We start from the raw sequence: 24,587 nt of genomic DNA on the forward strand, positions 1-24,587 counted from the left end.
AGCCGAAGGCGGCGCCATCAGGGGCGCGGGGAACTGCGCGAGCAACCACGAACAACCCGCAGTCGCCAGAACACAGTCACCCCCGAGCTATGAGGCGCCCCCCGCCCTGAGCGGAGCGAGACCGCACAAAACCCGGTCCGGCGGTGGAAACCCACCCGGACCGGGTAAGCGCGGCGTTACGGCGTCAAGCCCCGCGGCGATGCGACGCGGGACCGGACTCGTCGTCCTCGTCCTCATCGTCGTCGTTGTAGAGATCCGCGTACTGGGAGTACGGGTCGTCGTCGTCTTCGTCATCCTCGAACGGCTCGCCATTCGGCGGCTGGCTCGAAGTCGAAGCGCCCAGCTCATTGGCCAGACGCGACAAATCAGTCCCGCCGCTGCTGTACTTCAGCTGGCGGGCGACCTTCGTCTGCTTGGCCTTTGCCCGGCCGCGCCCCATGGCTCGACCCCCTCGGATACGGGGCTCGGTGGCCCCAGAGTCTTGACACGCGTTCATGATCTGGAACGGACTCTCCATGGAGAGACCGGTCCGTAGGGCTTCCACGGTACCTGAGCCCACGCCCATACGGTACGTCGCCCGCAGGACGTGCCCGTACCCAGAACCTGCGAGGAGCCCTTTCCCCGCTGGTCAAAGGTGATTTTAACCGTTTCTGGGCGGGCGACCCGCCGACGGAAGTGAGAGTTCTCTCTAAAGCCGCCGACGGGTACCGGCCGGCGCCGCGCGAAGACCCCGCGGCGCCGGCCGTCCGGACTCAGTGGCCGCGGCGCAAGGCCGCCTCGTGCATCCGCTGTTCGGCGATCCGGTCGGCCGCGGCGGCCGGCGGAATCCCATCTGTCTTCGCACGTGCGAAGATCGCCAGGGTGGTGTCGTAGATCTTCGCGGCCTTCGCCCTGCACCGCTCGAAGTCGAACCCGTGGAGCTCGTCGGCGACCTGGATGACCCCGCCCGCGTTCACCACGTAGTCCGGCGCGTAGAGGATCCCGCGGTCGGCGAGGTCCTTCTCGACGCCGGGGTGCGCGAGCTGGTTGTTGGCCGCGCCGCACACCACCTTGGCGGTGAGGACGGGCACGGAGTCGTCGTCGAGGGCCCCGCCGAGCGCACAGGGGGCGTAGATGTCGAGCCCCTCGGTCCGGATGAGCGCGTCGGTGCCGGCGACCGCGGTGACGCCTTCGGGGTGCCGGTCGAGGATCCGCCGTACGGCGTCCTCGCGCACGTCCGTGATCACGATCTCGGCGCCCTCGGCCAGCAGATGGGCCACGAGGTGGTGACCGACCTTGCCGACGCCCGCGATACCGACGCGGCGGCCGCGGAGCGAGGGATCGCCCCAGACGTGCTGGGCGGAGGCCCGCATGCCCTGGTAGACGCCGAAGGCGGTGAGCACGGACGAGTCGCCCGCGCCGCCGTTCTCGGGGGAACGGCCCGTCGTCCAGCGGCACTCGCGGGCCACGACGTCCATGTCGGCGACGTACGTGCCGACGTCGCAGGCGGTGACGTACCGGCCGCCCAGCGAGGCCACGAACCGGCCGTAGGCGAGCAGCAGCTCCTCGCTCCTGAGCCGCTCGGGGTCGCCGATGATCACGGCCTTGCCGCCACCGTGGTCGAGGCCGGCCATGGCGTTCTTGTACGACATCCCGCGCGCGAGGTTGAGCGCGTCGGCGACGGCCTCCGCCTCGGTCGCGTACGGGTAGAAGCGCGTGCCACCGAGAGCGGGGCCGAGCGCGGTGGAGTGGATGGCGATGACGGCCTTGAGGCCGCTGGCCCGGTCCTGGCAGAGCACGACTTGCTCGTGACCGCCCTGGTCCGACTGGAACAGGGTGTGCAGGACGCCGTCAGATACTTCGGTCACTGTGGTGACTCCTGGGTAAGAAGCGGCGGTGGGGTACAGGCTCCCGTACGGGTGGCGGGGTCTGTGGGCATGAGAGTAGAGCCTGCGTCCGCCGTACAGCGGCGCAGCTTCAGGATCACCCCACGGGTGGAGTACGCAGGTGTGTGATCCGCACAGTTTTCCGGCCCGCCGGTGGGCGGGTTCGGCAGGTTTCCCCGGTGGCAGCCGGGGGAGGGAGCAGGCGTGCCCAAGGTGTCCTCGGTGATCGTCCCGTACGCGTCCTACCTCCGCGTGTACGAGCCGCTGGCGGCCTTCCCCGAGCCGGAGCGCGGCCACTGGACCCGTTACGCCCAGCGCACCGACCGGCCCTCGTACCAGGACGAGCTGCGCCGCTCGCTGGCGGACCTGCTGCCGACCCCGCCCGTCCCGGTGCCGGTGCACGAGAGCGGGGACGCCTTCGTGCTGGAGGCCGACGGGGTGGTCTGTGTCTGCCCCTGGCGGACCCGGCTGCGCGGCTGGCAGGCGCTCGGTGACCTGGCCGAGGAACTGCCCGCCCCGGTCCTGGACGCGGTGCTGCCGCCGCTGGTGCGCCGCCAGGCGAGCCTGGACTACGAGCGGTGGATGGCCGGCAACCCCGACGCCCGCCCGTGGATCCGCACGGCGACCTGGCAGGTGCCGCTGAACTGGTTCGTGCTCGTCTCGGACGAGGAGCGCACGTACGAGAAGGGATCCGGCGAGAATTCGCCGGTGCTTCGCTATCGCACGCCCATGGTGCAGGCCCGGCGACGGGTGGCGCGGGGGCTGCGGACGCTGCGGGACACCGTCGACGAGGGGCCGCTCGTCGAGGGTCTGGTCGACGTGGGCCGCTGGCTGGAGGAGTTCCATCCGCGCTCGCTCGTCGAGCTGGACTACGGCGGCCTCGTGCACGTCCTGCCCGCCGCCGAGCTGGACGGCGACCACTCGGCCGCCGATGTCGCCGAGGGCATCGAGGCCCTGCGCGAGGGGGACGGGGCCGCCGCCGGAGCGGCGTACGGGCGGCTGGTGGAGCGCTGGCGGGCGGTGCGGGACAGGCGCTCGGCCAACTGAGACCGTTCCTCGGCGATCAGATTCGAGCACTCGGCGAGCAGAACCGGACTGATCCGGTTGAACCGACTCAACCCCGCAGCCGTACTTGTGACGTGTGGGGGCGGTGGGCAAAGGCTTTCCATGGAGGCCGAACCATGGTGAACTGTCCATCCTTGACCAAGGCTTGACACCGCGCAGTTATCTGCGAGGCGTCACAGGAGGGACGTAGGTCCCGATCCGGGCTTTTGCGTCAAGAAGCCGCCAAGCGTGACGGATTGCACTTACGCGGGCCTTGCCTCTTACGCACCTCCTCGTGTCAAAATAGGACAAGGAGCCCGGGGGAGGCTCCCTCTGCCCGCGTATGGGTGGAATCTCAGCATTGCACGCTATTGGGGGGTCTTGAGACTCCTGCACGCCACTGTGACTGATCGTCACAGTGGCGTGACTGTCCGCTATGGCATGGTCCATCGGCATCCGTCGCTGATGAACACCTGGGAGGGCAATTCCATCGGTTTGGCCGACGCGGCTGGACGGATGGTGTAGTTGTAGTGCCGAGGACAAGCCGTTCGTCCTATAACCGACTCGACTCGCGTCCGCCATTTCGGGCAACGCGGGTCAAGGTGCAGAATTTAGAGGAAAGAACCGAGAAGGTTCGGTTCTCCCGAGGAGGCCGCTCATGACCGCTCGCACCCCTGATGCCGAGCCGCTGCTGACCCCGGCTGAGGTCGCCACCATGTTCCGCGTCGACCCCAAGACGGTCACGCGGTGGGCGAAGGCCGGCAAGCTCACGTCCATCCGCACGCTCGGCGGACACCGCCGTTACCGCGAGGCTGAGGTCCGCGCACTGCTCGCGGGTATCCCGCAGCAGCGCAGCGAGGCCTGAAACCTCGCCCGACAGGGCATTTCGGCTGGTCCCCCATCGGCCGGGCGCCCGGAAGCACCACCGCTCGAACTGCTTTGAACGACGCGGGTTCTGCCCCAACAGATCCCACGCCCCAGCCACACAGAACTTTCCGGGAGGCCCCAGGTCCCCCGGGTATCGGTCAGGCAAGCACCAAGGGTGCGTCGTAGATCGCGCTGGACTCCGCCGGGTCCAGCGCGATCTTTTTTGTGCGCCGAACCGCGGTTTTCCGGTCCGGAAGCGACAGGTTGTGCGCGGGCTTGTCGGACTCTGGGGAGGCCTGTCGGATCTCCTGTGCAGGCCCCGGGAGAGTGGTGCAATTGCACATATTAAATTGACCAGTTGTAGGAGACCGGTAAGAACCCGCGTTCCGAAAACTCATACAGTGACACCCGTCACATGGCGGGGTGCTTGTTGCCCGATCGGCATCTGCGGTAAAGGGGGCGGGAGTTGCCCGTCGCGCGCCCCAGCCGAGTACGTTCCCTCCGGGGCGCGTCTCACGCCTTGGAGGGCGCCCCGTCCTCCGTGGCGCCCTCCGCGCCGTCCTCGCCGCCCGTCCCGTGCTCCGTGGCCAGCCGCAGCAGGCGGTGGCAGATCGGGCAGTGGCGGGTGAGGTGGCGGTACGACGATGCGGCCGACAGGTGAGCGCGGAGCAGTGCGCGGGTCTCGTGCCGAGCGGACGTCGTCATACGCCACCTCCGGGGTCTCGGGGCCCTGAGTCTGAGGTACCGGCGGAATGTGACGCCGTCAACCCCGCCGGGCCGGAGGGAGGGCCTTGGGCCCCTCCTGCGGGCGCGGGAGTCGCACGATCCGGCACAGGCGCCCCGCACGCCCCCGTCCGCCTCCACGAGGGTGAAGGGGGAGCCGGCGTGCGCCCGGCCCTCGGTCGGCGGGGTCGCGTTTGGGGCCGAACAGCGAGAAGGCCCGCATCCGTTCGGATGCGGGCCTTCTTCTTCGTGCGGTCCTGACGGGATTTGAACCCGCGGCCTCCACCTTGACAGGGTGGCGAGCACTCCAAACTGCTCCACAGGACCAGGTTTCGCAGTCCGCGCCTTGTTGCCGCGCTGGCCTGCGAGAAGAGACTGTACAGGAGCGGGTGCCCCCGCGCGAACTCACTTTCCGTGCGGGGGCGGTTACGGCACCGCCGCGTCGATCGCCTTCACGATCCGCTTGTCGGAGACAGGGTAGGCCGTGCCCAGGGCGTGCGCGAAATAGCTCACGCGCAGCTCCTCGATCATCCAGCGGATCTCCAGGACCGACGAGGGCACGGGCCGTCCCTGGGGCAGCTGTTCCAGCAGCCAGGCGTACTCGTCGCGCATCTCGTGGACCTTCTCCATCCGGGACGTGTCCCGCTGGACGCCGGTCGGCATCTGCTGCAGCCGCCGGTCGGCCGCCACCAGATAGCGCATCAGGTCCGGCAGCCGGCGCAGGCCCGCCTCCGTGACGAACCCCGGCTTCACGAGGGCGTCCAGCTGCCCCCGTACGTCCGCCAGGTTGGCGAGGAGGGCGGGGCTGCGCGTGGACTTCAGACGGCGCTCACAGGCCTGCCAGGCGGCCAGCACCTGCTGCACCTGCCCGACCGTACGGACCGTCGTGTCGACGATCTCCGCGCGCACCTTGTCGTACAGCTTGCGGTACGACGACTCGTCCCAGGCGGGTCCTCCGAAGTCGGCGATCAGTTTGTCGGCCGCAGCCATCGCGCAGTCGTCGAACAGTGCCTGGATCGAACCGTGCGGATTCGCGGACAGTGCCAGCTTCTGAGCGTTGGTGAGCTTTTCGCTCGCGAACTTCGCAGGGTTGACCGGAATGTTGCGGAGAATGAGCCTCCGGGTGCCCTTCCACATCGCTTCGGTCTGTTCCGCCTCGGTGTCGAAGAGGCGGACGGAGACCGTGCCGGCCGCCGGACCGTCGTCGACGAGAGCGGGGTACGCCTTCACCGGCTGCCCGGCGCGGCGGGTCTCGAAGACACGGGTGAGCGAGCCGATCGTCCAGTCGGTGAGGCCCTTGCGCTCCAGGGACTCGCCGCCCTCGCGTTCGGCGGTCGCGGCGGCGGCCTGGGAGAGGGCCTGACGGGCCTTCGGCTTCAGCCGCAGCCGCAGCGACTCCAGGTCCTTGTCCTCGGCCAGCTTCCGGCGCCGCTCGTCGACGATCCGGAAGGAGATCTTCAGGTGGTCGGGGACCCGGGACCAGTCGAAGTCCTCGGGCGTCACCGGGACACCCACCATGCGCTTCAGCTCGCGGGCCATCGTCACCGGCAGCGGCTCCTGGAGGGGTACCGCCTGGTCGAGGAAGCGGCGCGCGAAGTTGGGCGCCGGCACGTAGTTGCGGCGGATCGGCTTGGGCAGGGAACGGATCAGCTCCGTCACCACCTCCTCCCGCAGCCCCGGGATCTGCCAGTCGAAGCCCTCGTCGGTGACCTGGTTGAGGACCTGGAGGGGGACGTGGACCGTCACACCGTCCGCGTCGGCACCCGGCTCGAACTGGTAGGTGACCCGGAACTTCAGCTGCCCCTGCCGCCAGGAGTCCGGGTAGTCGGCCTTGGTGACCGCCTCCGCCGACTCCCGGATGAGCATCGCGCGCTCGAAGTCCAGGAAGTCCGGCTGCTCATGGCGCTTGTGCTTCCACCAGGAGTCGAAGTGGGCGCCGGAGACCACATGCTCGGGGACCCGCTGGTCGTAGAAGTCGAAGAGGGTGTCGTCGTCGACCACGATGTCCCGGCGCCGGGCCCGGTGCTCCAGCTCCTCGACCTCGCTGAGCAGCCGGCGGTTGTCGGCGAAGAACTTGTGGTGCGTACGCCAGTCGCCCTCGACCAGCGCGTTGCGGATGAACAGCTCACGGCTGGCCTCCGCGTCGATCCGCCCGTAGTTGATCTTCCGCTGGACGACGATCGGCACGCCGTACAGCGTGACCTTCTCGTACGCCATCACGGCCGCCTGGTCCTTCTCCCAGTGCGGCTCGCTGTACGTGCGCTTCAGGAGGTGTTCGGCGAGCGGCTCGACCCATTCGGGCTCGATCCTCGCGTTGACGCGGGCCCAGAGGCGACTCGTCTCCACCAGCTCCGCGGACATCACGAAGCGCGGGGGCTTCTTGAAGAGGGCCGAGCCCGGGAAGATCGCGAACTTGGCGTTCCGGGCGCCCAGGTACTCGTTCTTGCCCGTGCTCCGCCCGCTCTCGCCCCCGGTCTCCTTCACGTCCTTCATGCCGATGTGGGAGAGCAGACCGGCCAGGAGGGAGAGGTGGACGTGCTGCTCGGGGGCGTCGTCCTCGTTGAGGTGGATGTCCATCTGCCGGGCGACCGTGCGCAGCTGGCTGTAGATGTCCTGCCACTCGCGGATCCGCAGGAAGTTCAGGTACTCCTGCTTGCACATCCGGCGAAAGGACGACGAACCGCGTTCCTTCTGCTGCTCGCGGACGTACCGCCAGAGGTTGAGATAGGCGAGGAAGTCGCTCGTCTCGTCCTTGAAGCGGGCGTGCTGCTGGTCGGCCTGCGCCTGTTTCTCGGCGGGGCGCTCGCGCGGGTCCTGGATGGACAGCGCGGCGGCGATCACCATGACCTCGCGGGCACAGCCGTTCTTGTCGGCCTCGACGACCATCCGGGCCAGCCGCGGGTCGACGGGCAGCTGCGAGAGCTTGCGGCCCATCGGGGTCAGCCGCTTGCGTGCGTCCTTCTGCGCCGGATCGAGCGCGCCGAGCTCCTGGAGGAGCTGGACGCCGTCACGGATGTTGCGGTGGTCCGGCGGATCGATGAAGGGGAACTTCTCGATGTCGCCGAGACCGGCGGCGGTCATCTGCAGGATGACGGAGGCGAGGTTCGTCCGCAGGATCTCCGCGTCCGTGAACTCGGGCCGCGTCTCGAAGTCGTCCTCGCTGTACAGGCGGATGCAGACACCGTCCGACGTACGGCCGCAGCGGCCCTTGCGCTGGTTGGCGCTGGCCTGGGAGATGGCCTCGATGGGGAGCCGCTGGACCTTGGTGCGGTGGCTGTAGCGGCTGATGCGGGCGAAGCCCGGATCGATGACGTACTTGATGCCGGGGACCGTGAGCGAGGTCTCGGCGACGTTCGTGGCCAGCACGATCCTGCGGCCGGTGTGCGGCTGGAAGACCCGGTGCTGCTCGGCGTGCGAGAGCCGGGCGTAGAGGGGGAGGACCTCGGTGAACCGGTAGTTCTTCTTGATCAGCGCGTCGGCGGTGTCACGGATCTCCCGCTCCCCGGAGAGGAAGACGAGAATGTCGCCCTTCCCCTCGCCCTGCAGCTCCTCGACGGCGTCGCAGATCGCGGTGATCTGGTCCCGGTCGGCGTCGTCGCCGTCCTCCTCCAGCAGGGGGCGGTAGCGCACCTCCACCGGATACGTACGGCCGCTGACCTCGACGATCGGCGCGTCGCCGAAGTGGCGGGAGAAGCGCTCGGGGTCGATGGTCGCCGAGGTGATGACGACCTTGAGATCGGGGCGCTTGGGCAGCAGCTGGGCGAGGTAGCCCAGCAGGAAGTCGATGTTGAGGGACCGCTCGTGGGCCTCGTCGATGATGATCGTGTCGTAGGCGCGCAGCTCGCGGTCCGTCTGGATCTCGGCGAGCAGGATGCCGTCCGTCATCAGCTTGACGAAGGTGGCGTCCGGGTTCACCTGGTCGGTGAACCGCACCTTCCAGCCGACGGCCTCGCCGAGCGGCGTCCGCAGCTCCTCCGCCACGCGCTCGGCGACCGTGCGGGCGGCGATACGGCGGGGCTGGGTGTGCCCGATCATGCCGCGTACGCCACGCCCCAGCTCCATACAGATCTTGGGGATCTGCGTGGTCTTCCCGGAGCCGGTCTCACCGGCGACGATGACGACCTGGTGATCGCGGATCGCGGCCGCGATGTCGTCCTTCTTCTGGCTGACGGGCAGCTGCTCGGGGTACGAGACGGCCGGCACGCGCGCGGCGCGCTCGGCCATGCGGGTCTCGCCCTTGGCCACCTCCGCCTCGATCTCGGCGAGCACGGCGGCCCGGGCCTCGGGCTTGCGGATCTTGCGCGCGCCTTCGAGCCTGCGTCCGAGCCGGTGCGCGTCGCGCAGGGACAGCTCGGCCAGGCGGGGGGCGAGGGCGCCGAAGGCGGGGGCAGGTGGCGTAGACATACGGAACCCAGGATCTCACCTCGACGAAACGAGGGGCGAACGCTTTTGCGTCCGCCCCTCGCCGTGTGCCTGTGATGCGCGTTACCGCACGTCGACGTAGTCCTCCGCGCCGGCGCCCGCGAAGTGCTTGCCGTCGGGCTCCAGGTGGACGGGCACCCAGGTGCCGTCCATCGGGGCCTTGATGCCCTTGGCGAAGGAACCGTTCGCCTTGGTCTTGACGGTGCCCATCAGGTACCAGTCCTTCTCGCCCCGGGGCCGGAAGAGGATCTGGACCTGCTTGCCGCCGTACGCCTTCCAGCTCGTCCAGCCCACCGTGCTCGCGGGCTTCGCCTCCTGGAGGACGCCCTTCACGGTGAGGGTGTGGTTCTTGCGGACCGGCTCGGGCGAGGCGCCCGCGCCCTTGATCCGGGTGAGGGCCTTCACCTTGCGCATCGCCTTGCTGGTGGTGCCCTTGAAGTCCCGCTTCGTGTCACCGGCGTACCGCAGTCGCCAGTAGCCGTCCGGGTTGCCCTTGAGGCCCTCGACGATGAACTGCGAGCCGAAGCCGGTCGTGACCGTCTTCTTGGTCGTCCAGCCGGTCTTTCCGTCGGCGGAGTACTGGATGCCGACCTTGATCCGGCCGCTGTAGTAGTTGCCGGACAGGTCGACGCTGCCGGTGATGTCGAGCTGGGCCCGCTCGTCCTGCGCCGCCGTGAACTCGGTGAACCTGCTCGTGGAGGTGACCTTGGCCTTCACGTCGGCGGTCGCGGTCCGCTGGATCCAGGGGTTGTACGGGTAGGGCGGGAAGCCGACCTCGAAGGTGGTGTCGCCGTACACGCGCCTGACGAAGGTGAAGCGGCCGGCGGGGTCGCTGGTCGCCTCGGTCGCGTCCGTGATGCTGCTGTTCTTGTAGTCCAGCTCCAGCGGGATGCCCGCCAGCGGCTTCCACTCGGTGCCGCTGCGGTACTCCAGCCGTCCGGTGACCTTCATCTCGGCGTTCGCCACGACATGGAAGCTGCTCTTGTCGAGGAGCAGGCGGGTCGCCGCGGCCTTGGGCGTGATGCTGACCCAGGGGACCGTGGCGTAGCCCAGGTCGCTGCGGTACTCGGCGCGGGCCCAGCCGCCCTGGCTCACCTCGCGCGCGAGCGAGAAGTGGCCCTGGTCGTCGGTGGTGACGGTCTGTTCGACCGAACTGCCCAGGTCGATGTCGACGGAGGCGTCGGGCATGGCCTCGGTCGCCCGCGTGGCGGGATCGCGCAGGAGCAGATCGCCGGTGGCCGTGACGAGCTTGTCGTCGATGGTCGGCTCGGTCGGTGTGACGGAGAAGCCCGAGATCACGGGCTGCTTCTGGTACCGCAGCACGCCCGCGTTCTGCTGGACGGTGGTCTCGCCGCCGCTGGTGGTGGCCTCGACGTCGATCGTGTACTCGCCGAGGGTGTCCAGGTGGACGGGCGGGGAGGACCAGGTGCCCGCCCAGGGACTCGCGAAGTACGTCTGCGTGAACTCGGTGACCGTGGCCACCGGGGTGTCCGTGTCGGCGCTGCCGAGCGGACGCAGCTTCGCGGTGATCTTCTTGACGTCCTCGCCGGCCGCGCTGCCGTGGCCGAGGCGTACGTCGATGACCGACCAGTCCGCCGAGTCGCTGGACGCCTCCTGGACGACCGGAGCGGCCGCGTGGGCCGTGCCCGGTATCGCGAAGGTGGAGAGCAGGACGGCACCGGCCGTCACGAGCCCCCTGGTGATGTGTCTCAAGAACCCCCCATGGTTCTCGGTGGGCCGCGGCTCCGCGGCGGCCTCACTGTGAGCGAAGAAAACCCCCTCCGGTTACCCGGAGGGGGTTTTCGCGCGATGTGGCTGGGGCCGGGGTCGAACCGGCGACCTATCGCTTTTCAGGCGATCGCTCGTACCAACTGAGCTACCCAGCCGCGGTGCTTCGTGAGAAACACCAGCGGTCCTGACGGGATTTGAACCCGCGGCCTCCACCTTGACAGGGTGGCGAGCACTCCAAACTGCTCCACAGGACCAAGCTTGTGCGGGACTAGTCTCGCACACGATCTTGCGTGCCCCCAACGGGATTCGAACCCGTGCTACCGCCTTGAAAGGGCGGCGTCCTAGGCCGCTAGACGATGAGGGCTATCGGCCCGCCTGGGCGCCTTGTCAGCGCGTCGGGGACGTGAGAAGCATATGGGATGGCAGGAGGTATCGCCAAAACGGTTTACGGGCCACCGGGTGACCCGCTCGGGGACCCGCCCGTGGACGTCCTTCCGGAGGGCGACGGGGACCGCTCGTCCCCCGGCCGGGCCCCCGGCTGGTTCTCCTTCGGCAGATGACGGCTGACCTCCGCCGTCGTCAGCCCCAGACCCCCCAGCCTGATCTCGTCCCACGCCTGGAGGCGGCGCGTGTCACGGTCGAGGTAGAGGACGGACGCCTCGATCGGATCGGGGTTCCTGCCTTCAACGGCCCGCAGGCCGCTGCCGCCGGTCGAGCCCTCGATGCGCAGCCGGGTCCCCTGGCCCAGCATCTCCATCTCCTGGTGGTGCAGGTGCCCGGCGAGCACCAGCGGGACCTGGCCGTCCGTCTCCCGGGCGGCGTCCGGGTTGTGCGCGACCGCGATGTCCACGGGGGTGCCCGCCGCCTTCTGGGCGCGCAGGGCGTCCGCCAGCCGTTGCCCGGCCTCCTCCTCCGACGGCAGGCCCGCCTTCCCGGTCGAGCGGTCCGGGGTGAACTGCGGGTCCCCCGTTCCCGCGAACCGCAGCCCGCCCACGGTCACCGCCTTCCCCTCGTCGAGGACGTGGGTGTGGTCGATGCCCTCCATGTAGCGCTGGGTCAGCAGCGAGTCGTGGTTGCCGCGCACCCAGACGTACGGGGCCCCGAGGTCGGCGATCGGGTCGAGGAACCCGTTCTCGGCGGCGCTGCCGTGGTCCATGGTGTCGCCGGAGTCGACGATGACGTTGATCTCGTACTGCTCGACCAGCGAGGCGATGATCTTCCAGCTCGCGGGGTTCAGATGGATGTCGGACACGTGCAGGACGCGGATGGTCGTCGGGTCCGGCTGGTACGCGGGGAGCGTGGACGTGACGTCGTACAGCTTGGTCACGTTCGTCACCAGGCGGGCCAACTCCTTCTGGTACACGTCGAATTCGGTGACGATGCTGCGCGCGTTCCCGACCAGCGACGGCGCGAAGGAGAGCAGGCCGGAGAACTTCGGCTCCAGGACGGAGTTGGGGTTCCAGGTGGCGGCGGCGGTGCCTCCGGCGCCGGCCAGCAGCACGAGGGCCAGGCCGCCGGCGGCGAGGGCGCGGCGGGGGCGGCGGTACACGGCGAGCCCGAGCGCGGTGGCCCCCGAGACGACGGCGACGCCGGAGCGTACGGCCAGGTCGATGGTGCCGTGCCGCACGTCGCCCGCGATCTCCTCCTGCAGCCCGGAGATCCGCTCGGGGTGGTCGACCAGGGCCTGGGCGCGCTCCGGGTCGAGCTGGTCGACGTTGACGTCCAGGCGTACGGGGGCGTGGTGGCTGTTCAGTTCCAGGGCGCCCAGCGGCGAGACGTTGATCTTCGTGCCGCCGGTGAGGGAGGGGCGCAGCGTCATCGTCGTGTTCATGGGGCCGACAGGAGTGCGGACGTTCCCCACGACCAGCAGACCCAGCCAGGCGCCGACGAGGACGACCGCGACCAGACCGAGCGCCCGTTTCCAGGGGTGGGGGCGCTGGGCGAGCTCGGCGGTCGGGTGCGCGCGGCGGGACCGGTGGGGGCGGGCCAGGGCGCGGCGGAGCCGGCGCAGGGGCGTGCGCGGGGTGTCGGCGGCGGAGGGGTCGGCGGGGACGCGTGCCATTGGTCGCGTATGCCCAGGGGTGGGGGCGGATATGCGGAGGGGGCGGGCGGGGGCCGGGGGTTTCGCCCGGTCGTCGCACGGTGCGGTCGCGGTCCGGCCGTCGTACGGGGTGTGGTCGCGGCCCTGCCGTCGTACGGGGTGTGCCGGGTTGGCCGTGTCCGGCGGGGCCCGGGTGCCGCCCGCGACTCTCGTACCCGCGAGTCGTGCATGACAATGGCCGTGTGCTGGAGATGACGCGCGAGGAGTTCGAGGAACTGGTCGCCGAGGCGTTGGACCGGATTCCGCCGGAGCTGACACGGCTGATGGACAACGTGGCGGTGTTCGTCGAGGACGAGCCGCCCGCCGACGACCCGGAGTTGCTCGGGCTGTACGAGGGGACTCCGCTCACGGATCGCGGGGAGTGGTACGCGGGGGTGCTGCCGGACCGGATCACGATCTACCGGGGGCCGACGCTGCGGATGTGCGCGTCGCGGGAGGACGTGGTCGCGGAGACCGAGGTGACCGTGGTGCACGAGATCGCGCATCACTTCGGGATCGACGACGCGCGGCTGCACGCGCTGGGGTACGGCTAGGAGCCGCGGGCGCCGGAGGGTCGCGTGTCCTCTTGCGGGCGGCGGGAGTTGGGCAGGGGGACTCCCCTTCACGCCCCCCTCGGAGGTGGCCGCCGTGCGCGCCTTGAACGTATCCGTCCGTCTGGCCGCCACGGTCATGGCCGTAGCGGCGGCGGCCGGCTGTATGAGCGTGGGGGACGAGGCGCGGACGCCCGGGCCGTCGCCGACGGCGGGGCAGCGGGGCGGCGAGAAGCCGGACGGCGGTACGGCGGTGACGGACGCGGGCGGCACGGGACACCGGTCCGGGCAGGGGAAGCGGTCCCGCTCCGCCTCGCCGGGCCCGTCCTCCTCCCCGTCCCCCTCCGCGTCCGCGTCGGCCTCCGGGAAGGCCAGGCCCTCCGGCAGGGCGACGCCGCCGAAGGGGGACGGGGACGAGGGGAAGGGGGAGCGGCCGGAGAAGCCCGAGCCGCCGGAGGGGGAACCGTCCCCGCCGCCGGTGGTGGAGCCCGAACCGGAGCCGACCAGGCCGGCGGAGTCGCCGTCGCCCCCGCCCGAGCCCTCGGCCGAGCCGTCGTCGTCGGCGCACGAGCAGGGCGCGCAGCTGATGGAACGGGAGCCGGCGCCGCAGGCGGGGGACGCGGTGTAGGGCCGCTCCGCAGAAGTGTGTCGGAGAGCTGCCCCCGGATGCTGTACGATGATGTATCTGCCGCCGTTTGACGTCGGCCCTCACCCCCGCCCGAATCGATCGGGCCCGGACCTGCGGACATCCGCCCGGTTTGCCTAGAGGGGTGGCGGGTGCGTATGGTGGCAGATCGTTTGATCCCATTGCCCCATTGCCCGGCGCCATCACAGAAGCGCGCCGTGTGGCGCGTACTCTCCCTTGCCGTGGCGGACCGCATAGAGGCGGTCGTGTGCGAATCACGGAGTTGACGGGCGCGTGCCGACGAGACTCCGGAAGGTTTCGCATACGCATGTCCATTTCCAGTACTGATCACGTCGTCGTGCCCGAGAACGGCGAAGACGTCGACACCCTCGCGAGCGTCGAGAACGGCTCCGCCGAGAAGGCTCCCGAGGTGACCTTCGCGACGCTCGGTCTTCCCGAGGGCGTCGTGCGCAAGCTCGCGCAGAACGGCGTGACCACCCCCTTCCCGATCCAGGCCGCGACCATCCCGGACGCCCTGGCCGGCAAGGACATCCTCGGCCGCGGCCGCACCGGCTCCGGCAAGACGCTGTCGTTCGGTCTGCCGCTGCTCGCGCAGCTGGCCGGCGGCCACACCGAGCGCAAGAAGCCGCGCGGTGTCATCCTGACCCCGACCCGTGAGCTCGCGATGCAGGTCGCGGACGCCCTCCAGCCGTACGGCGACGTCCTCGGCCTGAAGATGAAGGTCGTCTGCGGCGGTACGTCGATGGGCAACCAGATCTACGCCCTGGAGCGCGGCGTCGACATCCTCGTCGCCACCCCGGGCCGCCTGCGCGACATCATCAACCGCGGCGCCTGCTCGCTGGAGAACACCCAGATCGCCGTCCTCGACGAGGCCGACCAGATGTCGGACCTGGGCTTCCTGCCCGAGGTCACCGAGCTGCTCGACCAGGTCCCGGCCGGCGGCCAGCGGATGCTGTTCTCCGCCACGATGGAGAACGAGATCTCCACGCTGGTCAAGCGCTACCTGAGCAACCCGGTGACGCACGAGGTCGACAGCGCCCAGGGCAACGTCACGACCATGTCGCACCACATCCTCATCGTGAAGCCCAAGGACAAGGCGCCGGTCACCGCCGCGATCGCCTCCCGCAAGGGCCGCACGATCATCTTCGTCCGCACCCAGCTGGGCGCCGACCGCATCGCCGAGCAGCTGCGCGACTCCGGTGTGAAGGCCGACGCGCTGCACGGCGGCATGACCCAGGGCGCCCGTACCCGGACGCTGGCCGACTTCAAGGACGGTTACGTCAACGCGCTGGTCGCGACCGACGTGGCCGCCCGCGGCATCCACGTCGACGGCATCGACCTGGTCCTGAACGTGGACCCGGCCGGCGACCACAAGGACTACCTGCACCGCTCCGGCCGTACGGCCCGTGCGGGCCGCAGCGGCACGGTCGTGTCGCTCTCCCTGCCGCACCAGCGCCGGCAGATCTTCCGCCTGATGGAGGACGCGGGCGTCGACGCCTCGCGCCACATCATCCAGGGCGGTACGGCCTTCGACACCGAGGTGGCCGACATCACCGGCGCCCGGTCGATGACCGAGGTCCAGGCCGAGTCGGTCGACAACGCCGCGCAGCAGGCCGAGCGCGAGGTCGCCCAGCTCACCAAGGAGCTGGAGCGGGTCACGCGCCGCGCCGCCGAGCTGCGTGACGAGGCCACCCGGCTGACCGCGCGTGCCGCGCGGGAGCGGGGCGAGGACCCGGAGGCGGCCGTCGCCGCCGCCGCGGAGGGCACCGCCGTCGCCGCCGTCGAGGCGGACGCCCCGGCGGCCGAGGCTCCGGCCGCGATCGCCGAGCAGCCGGCCGAGCGTCCCGCGTACGAGCGTCCGGCGTACGAGCGTCGTGACGACCGTGGCGGCAGCGGCTTCCGCCGGGACAACGACCGTGGCGGGTTCCGCCGCGACGGCGAGCGCGGCGGGTTCGACCGCCGTGACGACCGTCGGGACGGTGACCGTGGTGGCCGTTCCTTCGAGCGTCGTGACGACCGCGGTGGCAGCGGCTTCCGCCGGGACAACGACCGTGGTGGGTTCGAGCGTCGGGACGGCGAGCGCGGTGGGCGTTCGTTCGAGCGTCGTGACGACCGTGGCGGCAGCGGCAGCGGCAGCGGCAGCGGCTTCCGCCGCGACAACGACCGTCGGGACGGCGACCGTGGTGGCCGTACCTTCGAGCGTCGTGACGACCGTGGCGGCAGCGGCTTCCGCCGGGACAACGACCGTGGTGGGTTCGAGCGTCGGGACGGCGAGCGCGGTGGGCGTTCGTTCGAGCGTCGTGACGACCGTGGCGGCAGCGGCAGCGGCAGCGGCAGCGGCTTCCGCCGCGACAACGACCGTGGCGGCCGCTCCTTCGAGCGTCGCGACGAGCGTGGCGGCCACCGGGGCAGCGACCGTCCGTTCAACCGCGACCGCCAGGGCGGCGACCGTCCGGGCTTCCGCTCCGGCGGCCACGAGCGTCCGTACGGCCGTCGTGACGACCACCGCGGCTCCGGCTCCGGCTCCGGCACCGGCACCGGCACCGGCACCGGCTCGTCCTTCGGACGCCGTGACGACAAGCCGCGCTGGAAGCGCAACGGCTGATCCACTCGCTGAGTTCCGCTGAAGGGCCCGTACGACTCCGGTCGTACGGGCCCTTCGCGTGTGTTCCGCCCCACAGGTTCCGCCCCGGTCCCGTGCCGGCCGGTCCCCGCCGATTTTCGGCCACCGTGTGGCGCATGTCACGTCCCCGGAGAGGGAATTGCTGGGGGCATGACAGATGACGACATAGCCCGTGGGGCGGCCGGGGCTTCGGCTCCGGACTCTGTGTCGGTCTCGGTGTCCGACGAGGAGCGGTTGGCCCAGTTGGGCTACACGCAGGTCCTCGCCCGCCGTATGTCCGCGTTCTCCAACTACGCGGTCTCCTTCACGATCATCTCGGTCCTCTCCGGCTGTATGACGCTCTACCTCTTCGGCATGAACACCGGCGGGCCCGCGGTGATCACCTGGGGCTGGGTCGCGGTCGGCCTGATGACGCTCTTCGTGGGCCTCGCCATGGCCGAGATCTGCTCGGCCTACCCGACCTCCGCCGGCCTGTACTTCTGGGCCCACCGACTGGCGCCGGAGCGCAGCGCGGCCGCCTGGGCGTGGTTCACGGGCTGGTTCAACGTGCTCGGCCAGGTCGCCGTGACCGCCGGCATCGACTTCGGCGCGGCGTCCTTCCTGGCGGCCTATCTGAACCTGGAGTTCGGCTTCGAGGTGACCCCGGGCCGCACGATCCTCCTCTTCGCCGCGATCCTGCTGCTGCACGGCCTGCTGAACACCTTCGGCGTCCGGATCGTCGGTCTGCTGAACAGCATCAGCGTGTGGTGGCACGTGGTGGGCGTGATCGTCATCGTCGGCGCGCTCGTCGTCGTCCCCGACAGCCATCAGTCGGCGTCGTTCGTGTTCACGGAGTTCGTCAACCACACGGGCTGGGGCAGCGGGCTGTACGTGGTGCTGCTGGGCCTGCTGATGGCGCAGTACACCTTCACCGGGTACGACGCCTCCGCCCATATGACCGAGGAGACGCACGACGCCTCGACGGCCGGCCCCAAGGGCATCGTCCAGTCCATCTGGACGTCCTGGGTGGCGGGCCTGGTCCTCCTCCTCGGCTTCACCTTCGCCATCCAGTCCTACGACGGCGCCCGCGAGTCGACGACCGGGGTGCCGCCCGCGCAGATCCTGCTCGACGCGCTCGGCGCGACCGGCGGCAAACTGCTCCTGCTCGTCGTCATCGGCGCACAGCTGTTCTGCGGCATGGCGTCCGTCACGGCCAACAGCCGCATGATCTACGCCTTCTCGCGCGACGGCGCGCTCCCGTTCTCGCACGTCTGGCACACCGTCAGCCCGCGCACCCGCACCCCCGTGGCGGCGGTCTGGCTGGCGGCGGGCGGCGCGCTGCTCCTCGGCCTCCCCTACCTGATCAATGTCACGGCGTACGCCGCCGTCACCTCCATCGCGGTGATCGGCCTCTACATCGCGTACGTCATCCCGACGCTGTTGCGGCTGCGCAAGGGCGACGCGTTCGAGCGCGGCCCCTGGCACCTGGGCCGCTGGTCGCGGGTGATCGGCGTCATTGCGGTGGTCTGGGTGCTCTTCATCACCGTCCTGTTCATGCTCCCGCAGCTGTCCCCGGTCACCTGGGAGAACTTCAACTACGCGCCCGTCGCCGTCCTGGTGGTGCTGGGCTTCGCGGCGATCTGGTGGGCCGCCTCCGCCCGCCACTGGTTCCTCAACCCCGGGCACGCGCGCAGCGTGGCGCGGGCGGCGGCGCGCAAGGGGGTGCCGGAGCCGATGGATCCATGACCCGGTGACGGGGCGACAGGGCGGCGACCGGTTGCCGGGCCCGGCAACGGCCAACTCGCCCTGCTTCCGGCGATCTTCCGTCCGTTCTGTTCTGCGGCGGACCTTTTTGCGGCACTCCGACGCGGCCGGGTCACCGATACCCGATCGGACTCCCGGCCACGTCCGGCTATGCTCGGGGAGGCAACATCGCCTGGGCCCTTAGCTCAATTGGCAGAGCAGTGGACTTTTAATCCATTGGTTGTGGGTTCGAGTCCCACAGGGCCTACCGCTGAGCCCCAGTTCAGAGCGCATCTGAGCTGGGGCTCACGGCGTTTTCAGGGGCTCAGTGATCGATAGCTCAGTCGAAGCTCAACCGAAGCGCAGAGATCATGCGCTCGCCATGTACTGCTCGACGAGTTCCTGGATCCGCGCCGCGCGGGACTTCGGCGGCCAGCACCAGCCCATCTCCAGCCGCCACGCCTTCCATTCCTCCGGCGTGAAGTCGAGCTTCTCTCCGTTGCACGGACTGCGCGCGGGAGCGAGGTTCTCGCGGTCCGACGTGCCGCCCTGGGCCACGGGGACGATGTGGTCGACCTCCGTGGGGAACGGGTCGCCGCAGTACGCGCAGCAGGCGTCCAGCACTTCGCGGCGGACCCGAGCGGAGATATCGCGTGCGGGGTGCAGGTTCCGGGGCATGCCCCCCACTTTCTCAGCCCCCACTGACATGGAGCGGCCCCGGCCGGGACGCACATCACCGGTCGGGGCCTGGTCCCGCCCGCCCCCAGATCTCACGGGGTGCAGGGACGGGCGGGAGTCTTCAGCGCCTCCGCGTGTGGCAGGAGCATCCGCAGCGGATTGTCATGATGGGCGCCTCCCACGACGGGGCGCCTTCGCGGCGGATGTCGCCGGGGCCCTCGCACAGACGGTGCAGCAGAGCCTCGCACTCCGGGGTCTTCTCGGCGGCCTTCACAGCGGCTGGTCCGCGAGCGGGGCCAAGTCGTAGGCGTGGCGGCACGAGGCGCACGCGAACAGTCCGGGGGCGCCGCGGCCCGAGCCCTGGTCTGCGGGCAGGCGTACGAGGCGGGCGCTGCGGCTGAAGTCCTCATGCCACGAGCACCAGGCGATCGAGGTGCCGGCCTCGGCGTCCGGAAGCTGCGTTGCCATGGTCACCGCCTCCGCTTCGGGCGGGGCTGGTGGTGGTTCCGGATCTCGACGTTGAGGTCCGACACCTTCGACAGGTCGCCGCGGCCCCGGGCGTCGGTGCGCTGTACGGCCAGTGCGGCGCAGACTCCGCAGTCGGCCGGCGGTTCCGGATCGTCGAGGGGGAGGCCGAGCGTGATCGGCCGGTCCACCGTGGTCTGTTGCACCGGGCGGGTGGTAGAAGTGGTCACGTCGGCGCTCCTCAGCAGCGTGGGCCGCGCCCCGGGAGGCTGACACCTCGCCGGGGTCTTCTCGTACCTCCCGACGCTAGGAAGGTGAACCGCGCCACATCCATTGATGTACACGGATGTTCACGAGGATCCGTTTCTCCTGTCCCTGGCGGGTTCGCCCTCTTGACCGCTGAGCTCGCAGGACTGACGGTGCTGTACATCCATGCACACCACCAGCGTTGGAGGCGGCGATGACACTACGGTTCATCGGAATCGACCCGAGCACAGGCCAAGGCGAGAGCCCCACCGTGTGGGTCGACGAAGAGAAGAAGGAACTCGTCTTCCAGGGCTGGAAGCCGGGAGCCGAACTGGAAGCGGAGTGTGCCGCGTTCGAGGTACCGGGCCACGCCCGGGGCATCCCGGACCATGAAGCCGTGATCCGTATCCCCGCCAGGATGGTGTCGATGATCAGGGAGGCGTGCGATGCCGTCGAGCGTGCCGACGTTCGATGAACTCCTGGACGGCGCGCAGCGCTCCGCCATCCACCTGGAAATGCGGGACTCCTACGGGGTCGCAAGCGAAGCCGACGACTTCGCGCGATGGCAGCGCACAGGAGAACGGGACATCGACCCCGGATCGGCCTACTGGCTGCCGTGGGTTGACCTGATCCGCCGCACCGTGGCCCGCGGCGTGGTCGTTCGCCGGGCCCGCATCGTGTCCGAGCCGGTCACCGAGTACATCCGCTACGAACACGCCGCCACCGTCGTCAACATCGGGGCCGGTGAACTCGTCCGCTGGCTACCGCGCCGACAGGCCTCGGACATCGCCCTGCCGGGCAACGACTTCTGGCTCATCGACGGCCGGCTGATCCGCTGGAACCACTTCACCGGCGACGGAGCCTCGGGCGGTGGCGAGATCAGCGAGGACCAGGCCGCCGCGAAACTGTGCGCTGACGCATTCGAAGCGGTGTGGGCGCGGGCGGTCCCGCACGACGAGTACAAGATCAGCTAGCGCGGAAGGTGCACAGGCCAGCTCATGCCCATCTCCCCTTCGTCCTCGGCCCAGGCCGCCCGTGAGCGGGTCGCTCAGCGCCTGCGAGACCTGCGTGCCGATGCCGGGATCACCGGGACTGAGCTGGCCGTGCGCTGCGGTTGGACGCATCCGAAGACCTCCCGCATCGAGAACGCCCGCACACCGCCCACCCCCGACGACATTCGCCGCTGGTGCCGAGCCTGCGGCGCCGACGACCAGGCCCCGGACATCATTGCCCAGTCGCGGGACGCCGAAGCCCAGTACGTCGAATGGCGCCGCAGAGTCCGCTCTGGCCTGAAGCGTCTCCAGGACAGCTACGTGGAGCTCTACCAGTCCACCCAGTTGTTCCGGGTCTACTCGCCCACCCTCGTCCCCGGCCTGCTCCAGACCGAGGGCTACGCGCGCGCCGTGCTGCGCAACGCCGCCCAGCTGCTCGATCTGCCCGACGACTCGGACGAGGCTGCGGTGGCCCGCCTTGAGCGTTCCAAGGTGATCCACCAGCCGGGGCACCGGTTCGTCATGGTGATCGAGGAGAGCGTCCTCCGCTACCAGCTGGGGGACGAGGACGCGATGGCCGCACAGCTCGGCTACCTGCTTACCGCCGGGGCGCTTCCCTCGGTGTCCCTGGGCATCATCCCCAGCGCGACGGCAGATCGGACTTCGTGGCCGCAAGAGCTGTTCCACGTGTACGACGACACGCTCGTCTCGGTTGAGCTGCTCTCCGCCCAGGTGCGGGTCACCCAGCCCTCCGAGGTCGCCCTGTACGTGAAGGCGTTCGAGCAGCTGCGGGGGATGGCCGTGTACGGGGCGGAGGCGCGGGCCCTGATCCTCAGGGCTATCGAGGCACTGCACTGACCCCGGGCATGACGAAACGCCCCCTGCACGGCCGCGTGGGCCGTGCAGGGGGCGTAGTCGTTCAGCGTGAGAACAGGGCGACTGCGCCCGTGGCGGCTCCGGCCACACCGGCGAGAACGCCGATCGTGGGCATGGGCCACCGGGCGCGTTCCAGGGTGCGGATCCTGATCTCGTGGTCCTGGAGGTCCCCGCGGATGTCCTTGGTCTCGTCGAGGAAGCTGTCCACCTTGGACTCGATGCGGCCGACCGTCTGAGCCAGGTCCCTCACCTCTTGGTACATCTGGGCCGTGCTGATGTACACGCCCGGGTCGGGCGTGGTCATCCGTCGGCCTCGCCGTCCTGCCGGTTCGGTACCGCCCAGGTGAAGCCGAGCGCGGCCAGCACGGCGATCAGTGCGGCCCACCCTTCGGCCGCCGACACGACGTCGTCGGTGACGGCGACGGACAGGGATCCGGCGCCGGCGGCGAGCGCGGCGACGACAGCCTTGGCGTACTTCGAGATCCTCATGGTCAGTTGCCCTTCTTCAGTGCGGCCACCTCGGCGCGCAGCGCGGCGACGTCCTTGGACAGGCGGGTGATCCCGTCGTAGATCTCCCGCAGGAAGCTGATCGGCTTCCACGTCTTGTTCGTCGCTGCGTTCGGGGAGGTGGACGGGGCGGGCGCCCGGTCCTGCTCCCACACGGCGTCGTGTATCTGGACCTTGTCCATGTCTGCTTCCTCGCTGGTCTTCGGGCGCGGGGCGCCCTGCTTGACCCAGGCGTAGACCGCGTCGCCGGGGCACGATGTGGCGTAGCCGTCCCGGTGGCCGCCGAGCCACGCGCCGGCCGGTCCCTCCTTCCGGCAGTACTCGATGGCGTCCCGGGCGCCGTGCAGCTGCGCGTCCGTCGGCTTCACCAGATCCGAGGAACCGACGAGCAGGCACACGGCGTAGTCCTGCTCGTTCAGGCCGGTGTTGCCGTTCGCCGAGTTGCGGCGCTTCAGGCCGCGGCCCTCGTACACGTAGCCGTGCGTGCAGACCAGGAACGAGTAGCCGATGTCGGACCAGCCGTTGCCGTCCATGTGCTGGTCCTGGAGCAGGCGTACGTACGCCGCGCACCGGTCGTGGGTCCGGTCCGCGTAGGCGGTGCCGAGGTAGTGCAGCTTCACGCCCCGGCGGGCCCCGCTGTACGGCGTCGCCCCGTTCGGTGTGCGGTACGCGCGCGCCCCCCATTGGGCGCGAGTGACGAGCTTCATGGGGTGCCTCCTGGGCATGAGGAACGCCCCGGCCTGGTGGCTCGGGGCGTGGTGTGTGGCGGCGATCGGGGAGCTACGCGGGAGGCTCCTCGACCGGGTGGATCACGAGCTTCAGCTCGGCGAGGGTCACGGACTTCGCGGTGCTCGCGTTGTGGCGGACCATCAGTCCGAGTGGCACCTGCGGGTCGACGAACAGCCCCCACGTCTTCGCGCGGAACTGCCCGCCCGGGGTGGCGGCGTGGTCCTCGGTGCACGTGGAGTCGGCGGCGCCCGCCAGGCCGAGCGGGTCGCGGACGATGCGGGAGCGGACCTCGGTGTAGTCGCCGGCCTCCCAGTAGACGAGGCCGTGCACGGTGCCCCAGCCGGGGACGCCGTCCGGCCAGCACGGCCACACCAGACCGGAGCGGGGCTGGGTCTGCCAGCTGCTGGCCGGGACCCGGTAGGCGTCGGGCTGCAGCGGGTTGTGCATCTCCCACGGGTCGTACGACTCGGTGTCGTACGGGAACTTCAGCAGGTGGTACTGCCCATCAGCAGGGATGGACTGTGGGGTCTCCACCTTGAGCGAGACGACGCGGACGCCGGGCACACAGACCTCCAGGAATGAGAGAGGCCCCGGCCTGGTGGCTCGGGGCGCGGGCAGGGGTGGTGCGGTCAGAGGTCGGTCTGCACGACGTGGTGGCGGGTGGCCGTGACGCCGGTGACGCCGGGCACCGCCGCCAGCCGTTCGGCCAGCGCGGTGACGATGTCGGCCTCGGAGACGGGCAGGTCGCCGCCCGCCAGCTGGAAGGTGACGGTGGCGCGGGAGCCGTCGGTGTTCCGGGCCTGCACCTCTATGAACGGGTAGTCCACGTTCCTCCTTATGCGGCTGCTTCGTAGCGGCCCTGATGCCACATCACGTCGTCGGCCGCGAGCGACGCGAACGGGGCGACCGAGTCCCAGAACGGTGCGGAGGCGGTGCCCGGGGTGGCCAGCTGCCGCAGTGATCCGTTGGCGTGGTTGGCCGTGGAGCACTGGGCTGTCCCCTGTTGGTTGAGGGAGGCGGACTCGTCTCGCCACACGACCCACTGCCCGCGGTGCCCGGACCAGGTGGCGGCGGGTGCAGCGGGCAGGGAGAAGTAGTAGTTGGCGGCCGAGCCGCCGTTGCCGTAGGTCGTGGTGCTGCCCATGGTGAGCCGCTGCAGGTAGTCGACCGTGCGGCCCACCTTCAGGTAGCGGGCGACGATCGTGCCGTTGCCGATCGCGGGCGCTGTGCCGGACTCGGCCCCCCACACGAACGTGCCGGAGTAGTCGGTCCACGCGCCGAAGAAGCTGTTGAACTGGTCGCGGATCTCCTGGTTGAGCAGGGCCGCGGTCACGACCTCACCCACCACCCACGTCCTCGGGGCGAACGTCACGGGCTGACCTCCTCACCCAGTGGGTCAACAGCATCGGACGGCGGGATCCCCCAGGAGACCGGGTCGTCGGGGTGCCACCAGTTCCGCAGGTGCGGCAGCTCATCGGCGACCGACGCCTCGACCGCTGCCACGCCCTCGGGGAAGGTGAGGGCGAGCCAGCCGTAACCGCACTCCGTGCACGCCATCCGGGGGTCGGCCGGGGTGACGACCTGCGCGGAGCCGCACGGGCAGTCGGCCACCCACCGGTTGTGGTTGATCCGGGCGTACGCCTTCTGTCCGATCACGAAGCCGTCGGGTAGCCGGACCCGGCGCTGGACGCGGTCCTCGTACCAGCGGAAGACGCGCTCGGCTGGGGCGACCAGGGCCCAGGCGTCCGGGCGCTGGGGGTGAGACGGCAGGTAGAACGTCTCCGCCCGGACGACGGGAATGCCGAGGGCCACGTGACCTC

General features: G+C 70.1%; 25 protein-coding genes and 5 tRNA genes. 10 read left to right on the forward strand and 20 right to left on the reverse strand.

The genetic code is table 11. From position 1 onward, the window contains the following. Window positions 1-184 precede the first annotated feature (184 nt). Together SCAB_RS22805 and SCAB_RS22810 are read right to left on the reverse strand one after the other, a co-directional pair. Window positions 185-439: a DUF3073 domain-containing protein gene (locus SCAB_RS22805; RefSeq protein WP_037726253.1), complete on the reverse strand. Its 255-nt coding sequence runs from the start codon at window positions 437-439 to the stop codon at window positions 185-187. Window positions 440-752: 313 nt separating this feature from the next. Next, a complete protein-coding gene (locus tag SCAB_RS22810) occupies window positions 753-1,847 on the reverse strand; it encodes a Leu/Phe/Val dehydrogenase (protein WP_013002431.1) in 1,095 nt (364 codons plus the stop codon). A gap of 222 nt (window positions 1,848-2,069) precedes the next feature. On the opposite strand from SCAB_RS22810, the gene SCAB_RS22815 reads away from it, so the two are divergent. Continuing rightward, window positions 2,070-2,912, forward strand: a complete 843-nt coding sequence (locus SCAB_RS22815; protein ID WP_013002432.1) for a hypothetical protein — start codon at window positions 2,070-2,072, stop codon at window positions 2,910-2,912. 655 nt (window positions 2,913-3,567) lie between these two features. Next, entirely contained in the window at window positions 3,568-3,774 is a 207-nt protein-coding gene (gene bldC, locus SCAB_RS22820) for a developmental transcriptional regulator BldC (protein WP_003949541.1), read from the forward strand. 515 nt (window positions 3,775-4,289) lie between these two features. Here bldC and SCAB_RS22825 read toward each other — a convergent pair. The 8 genes from SCAB_RS22825 to SCAB_RS22860 all read right to left on the reverse strand — a co-directional run bounded on the left by SCAB_RS22825 (window position 4,290) and on the right by SCAB_RS22860 (window position 12,714). Continuing rightward, complete coding sequence (locus tag SCAB_RS22825; RefSeq protein ID WP_037725900.1) at window positions 4,290-4,481, reverse strand: DUF6274 family protein; 192 nt, start codon at window positions 4,479-4,481, stop codon at window positions 4,290-4,292. A 270-nt stretch (window positions 4,482-4,751) separates the two neighbouring features. Next, a tRNA-Asp gene (locus SCAB_RS22830) sits at window positions 4,752-4,826 on the reverse strand. A gap of 99 nt (window positions 4,827-4,925) precedes the next feature. Then, on the reverse strand, window positions 4,926-8,903 hold the full coding sequence (gene hrpA / locus SCAB_RS22835; protein WP_013002433.1) for an ATP-dependent RNA helicase HrpA: 3,978 nt from the start codon (window positions 8,901-8,903) through the stop codon (window positions 4,926-4,928). Window positions 8,904-8,984: 81 nt separating this feature from the next. Continuing rightward, the gene (locus tag SCAB_RS22840; protein ID WP_013002434.1) at window positions 8,985-10,634 is read right to left on the reverse strand and encodes a hypothetical protein; all 1,650 of its coding nucleotides are present in this window, start codon (window positions 10,632-10,634) and stop codon (window positions 8,985-8,987) included. Between the two features lie 99 nt (window positions 10,635-10,733). Next, a tRNA-Phe gene (locus SCAB_RS22845) sits at window positions 10,734-10,807 on the reverse strand. Between the two features lie 24 nt (window positions 10,808-10,831). After that, window positions 10,832-10,906 (reverse strand) — tRNA-Asp (locus SCAB_RS22850). 37 nt (window positions 10,907-10,943) lie between these two features. Continuing rightward, window positions 10,944-11,016, reverse strand: a tRNA-Glu gene (locus tag SCAB_RS22855). Between the two features lie 81 nt (window positions 11,017-11,097). Then, window positions 11,098-12,714 (reverse strand): metallophosphoesterase family protein, encoded by a 1,617-nt coding sequence (locus tag SCAB_RS22860; protein ID WP_013002435.1) that lies wholly within the window; start codon window positions 12,712-12,714, stop codon window positions 11,098-11,100. A gap of 221 nt (window positions 12,715-12,935) precedes the next feature. On the opposite strand from SCAB_RS22860, the gene SCAB_RS22865 reads away from it, so the two are divergent. From SCAB_RS22865 to SCAB_RS22885, 5 genes are all read left to right on the forward strand, one after another. Then, window positions 12,936-13,286 carry a metallopeptidase family protein gene (locus SCAB_RS22865; RefSeq protein WP_013002436.1) on the forward strand — a complete coding sequence of 117 codons (351 nt, stop codon included), beginning with the start codon at window positions 12,936-12,938 and terminating at the stop codon, window positions 13,284-13,286. Window positions 13,287-13,380: 94 nt separating this feature from the next. Further along, on the forward strand, window positions 13,381-13,911 hold the full coding sequence (locus tag SCAB_RS22870; RefSeq protein WP_037725897.1) for a hypothetical protein: 531 nt from the start codon (window positions 13,381-13,383) through the stop codon (window positions 13,909-13,911). Window positions 13,912-14,236: 325 nt separating this feature from the next. Then, on the forward strand, window positions 14,237-16,534 hold the full coding sequence (locus SCAB_RS22875; RefSeq protein WP_013002438.1) for a DEAD/DEAH box helicase: 2,298 nt from the start codon (window positions 14,237-14,239) through the stop codon (window positions 16,532-16,534). A gap of 168 nt (window positions 16,535-16,702) precedes the next feature. Continuing rightward, the gene (locus SCAB_RS22880) at window positions 16,703-18,277 is read left to right on the forward strand and encodes an amino acid permease (protein WP_037725894.1); all 1,575 of its coding nucleotides are present in this window, start codon (window positions 16,703-16,705) and stop codon (window positions 18,275-18,277) included. Window positions 18,278-18,469: 192 nt separating this feature from the next. Next, window positions 18,470-18,542, forward strand: a tRNA-Lys gene (locus SCAB_RS22885). A 101-nt stretch (window positions 18,543-18,643) separates the two neighbouring features. Here the strand turns inward: SCAB_RS22885 and SCAB_RS22890 are convergent. The 3 genes from SCAB_RS22890 to SCAB_RS22900 form a co-directional block, all read right to left on the reverse strand. Beyond that, the gene (locus tag SCAB_RS22890) at window positions 18,644-18,952 is read right to left on the reverse strand and encodes an HNH endonuclease (RefSeq protein ID WP_041669508.1); all 309 of its coding nucleotides are present in this window, start codon (window positions 18,950-18,952) and stop codon (window positions 18,644-18,646) included. Window positions 18,953-19,222: 270 nt separating this feature from the next. After that, window positions 19,223-19,420 (reverse strand): hypothetical protein, encoded by a 198-nt coding sequence (locus tag SCAB_RS22895; protein WP_041669510.1) that lies wholly within the window; start codon window positions 19,418-19,420, stop codon window positions 19,223-19,225. Between the two features lie 2 nt (window positions 19,421-19,422). After that, complete coding sequence (locus SCAB_RS22900) at window positions 19,423-19,647, reverse strand: hypothetical protein (RefSeq protein WP_013002442.1); 225 nt, start codon at window positions 19,645-19,647, stop codon at window positions 19,423-19,425. 230 nt (window positions 19,648-19,877) lie between these two features. Here SCAB_RS22900 and SCAB_RS22905 point away from each other — a divergent pair, with 230 nt between their 5' ends. From SCAB_RS22905 to SCAB_RS22915, 3 genes are read left to right on the forward strand one after another with little or no spacing between them, the layout of a single operon-like run. Beyond that, window positions 19,878-20,138 carry a hypothetical protein gene (locus tag SCAB_RS22905; protein WP_013002443.1) on the forward strand — a complete coding sequence of 87 codons (261 nt, stop codon included), beginning with the start codon at window positions 19,878-19,880 and terminating at the stop codon, window positions 20,136-20,138. Further along, window positions 20,110-20,637: a DUF6879 family protein gene (locus tag SCAB_RS22910; RefSeq protein ID WP_013002444.1), complete on the forward strand. Its 528-nt coding sequence runs from the start codon at window positions 20,110-20,112 to the stop codon at window positions 20,635-20,637. The genes SCAB_RS22905 and SCAB_RS22910 overlap by 29 nt, the downstream gene beginning before the upstream one ends. 24 nt (window positions 20,638-20,661) lie before the next feature. Further along, complete coding sequence (locus SCAB_RS22915) at window positions 20,662-21,513, forward strand: helix-turn-helix domain-containing protein (protein ID WP_013002445.1); 852 nt, start codon at window positions 20,662-20,664, stop codon at window positions 21,511-21,513. A 61-nt stretch (window positions 21,514-21,574) separates the two neighbouring features. Here SCAB_RS22915 and SCAB_RS22920 read toward each other — a convergent pair whose 3' ends face one another. From SCAB_RS22920 to SCAB_RS22950, 7 genes are all read right to left on the reverse strand, one after another. Then, entirely contained in the window at window positions 21,575-21,835 is a 261-nt protein-coding gene (locus tag SCAB_RS22920) for a hypothetical protein (protein WP_013002446.1), read from the reverse strand. Then, a complete protein-coding gene (locus SCAB_RS22925) occupies window positions 21,832-22,020 on the reverse strand; it encodes a hypothetical protein (protein WP_013002447.1) in 189 nt (62 codons plus the stop codon). The genes SCAB_RS22920 and SCAB_RS22925 overlap by 4 nt, the downstream gene beginning before the upstream one ends. 2 nt (window positions 22,021-22,022) lie before the next feature. Further along, the gene (locus SCAB_RS22930) at window positions 22,023-22,745 is read right to left on the reverse strand and encodes a peptidoglycan recognition protein family protein (RefSeq protein ID WP_013002448.1); all 723 of its coding nucleotides are present in this window, start codon (window positions 22,743-22,745) and stop codon (window positions 22,023-22,025) included. A 73-nt stretch (window positions 22,746-22,818) separates the two neighbouring features. Continuing rightward, the gene (locus SCAB_RS22935; protein WP_013002449.1) at window positions 22,819-23,331 is read right to left on the reverse strand and encodes a hypothetical protein; all 513 of its coding nucleotides are present in this window, start codon (window positions 23,329-23,331) and stop codon (window positions 22,819-22,821) included. Window positions 23,332-23,396: 65 nt separating this feature from the next. Continuing rightward, the gene (locus SCAB_RS22940; RefSeq protein ID WP_013002450.1) at window positions 23,397-23,594 is read right to left on the reverse strand and encodes a hypothetical protein; all 198 of its coding nucleotides are present in this window, start codon (window positions 23,592-23,594) and stop codon (window positions 23,397-23,399) included. An 8-nt stretch (window positions 23,595-23,602) separates the two neighbouring features. After that, window positions 23,603-24,139: a hypothetical protein gene (locus SCAB_RS43815; protein WP_013002451.1), complete on the reverse strand. Its 537-nt coding sequence runs from the start codon at window positions 24,137-24,139 to the stop codon at window positions 23,603-23,605. Then, on the reverse strand, window positions 24,136-24,579 hold the full coding sequence (locus tag SCAB_RS22950; protein ID WP_013002452.1) for a hypothetical protein: 444 nt from the start codon (window positions 24,577-24,579) through the stop codon (window positions 24,136-24,138). The genes SCAB_RS43815 and SCAB_RS22950 overlap by 4 nt, the downstream gene beginning before the upstream one ends. Between the last annotated feature and the right edge of the window lie 8 nt (window positions 24,580-24,587).

This window comes from Streptomyces scabiei 87.22 (assembly GCF_000091305.1).
GTDB lineage: Bacteria > Actinomycetota > Actinomycetes > Streptomycetales > Streptomycetaceae > Streptomyces > Streptomyces scabiei.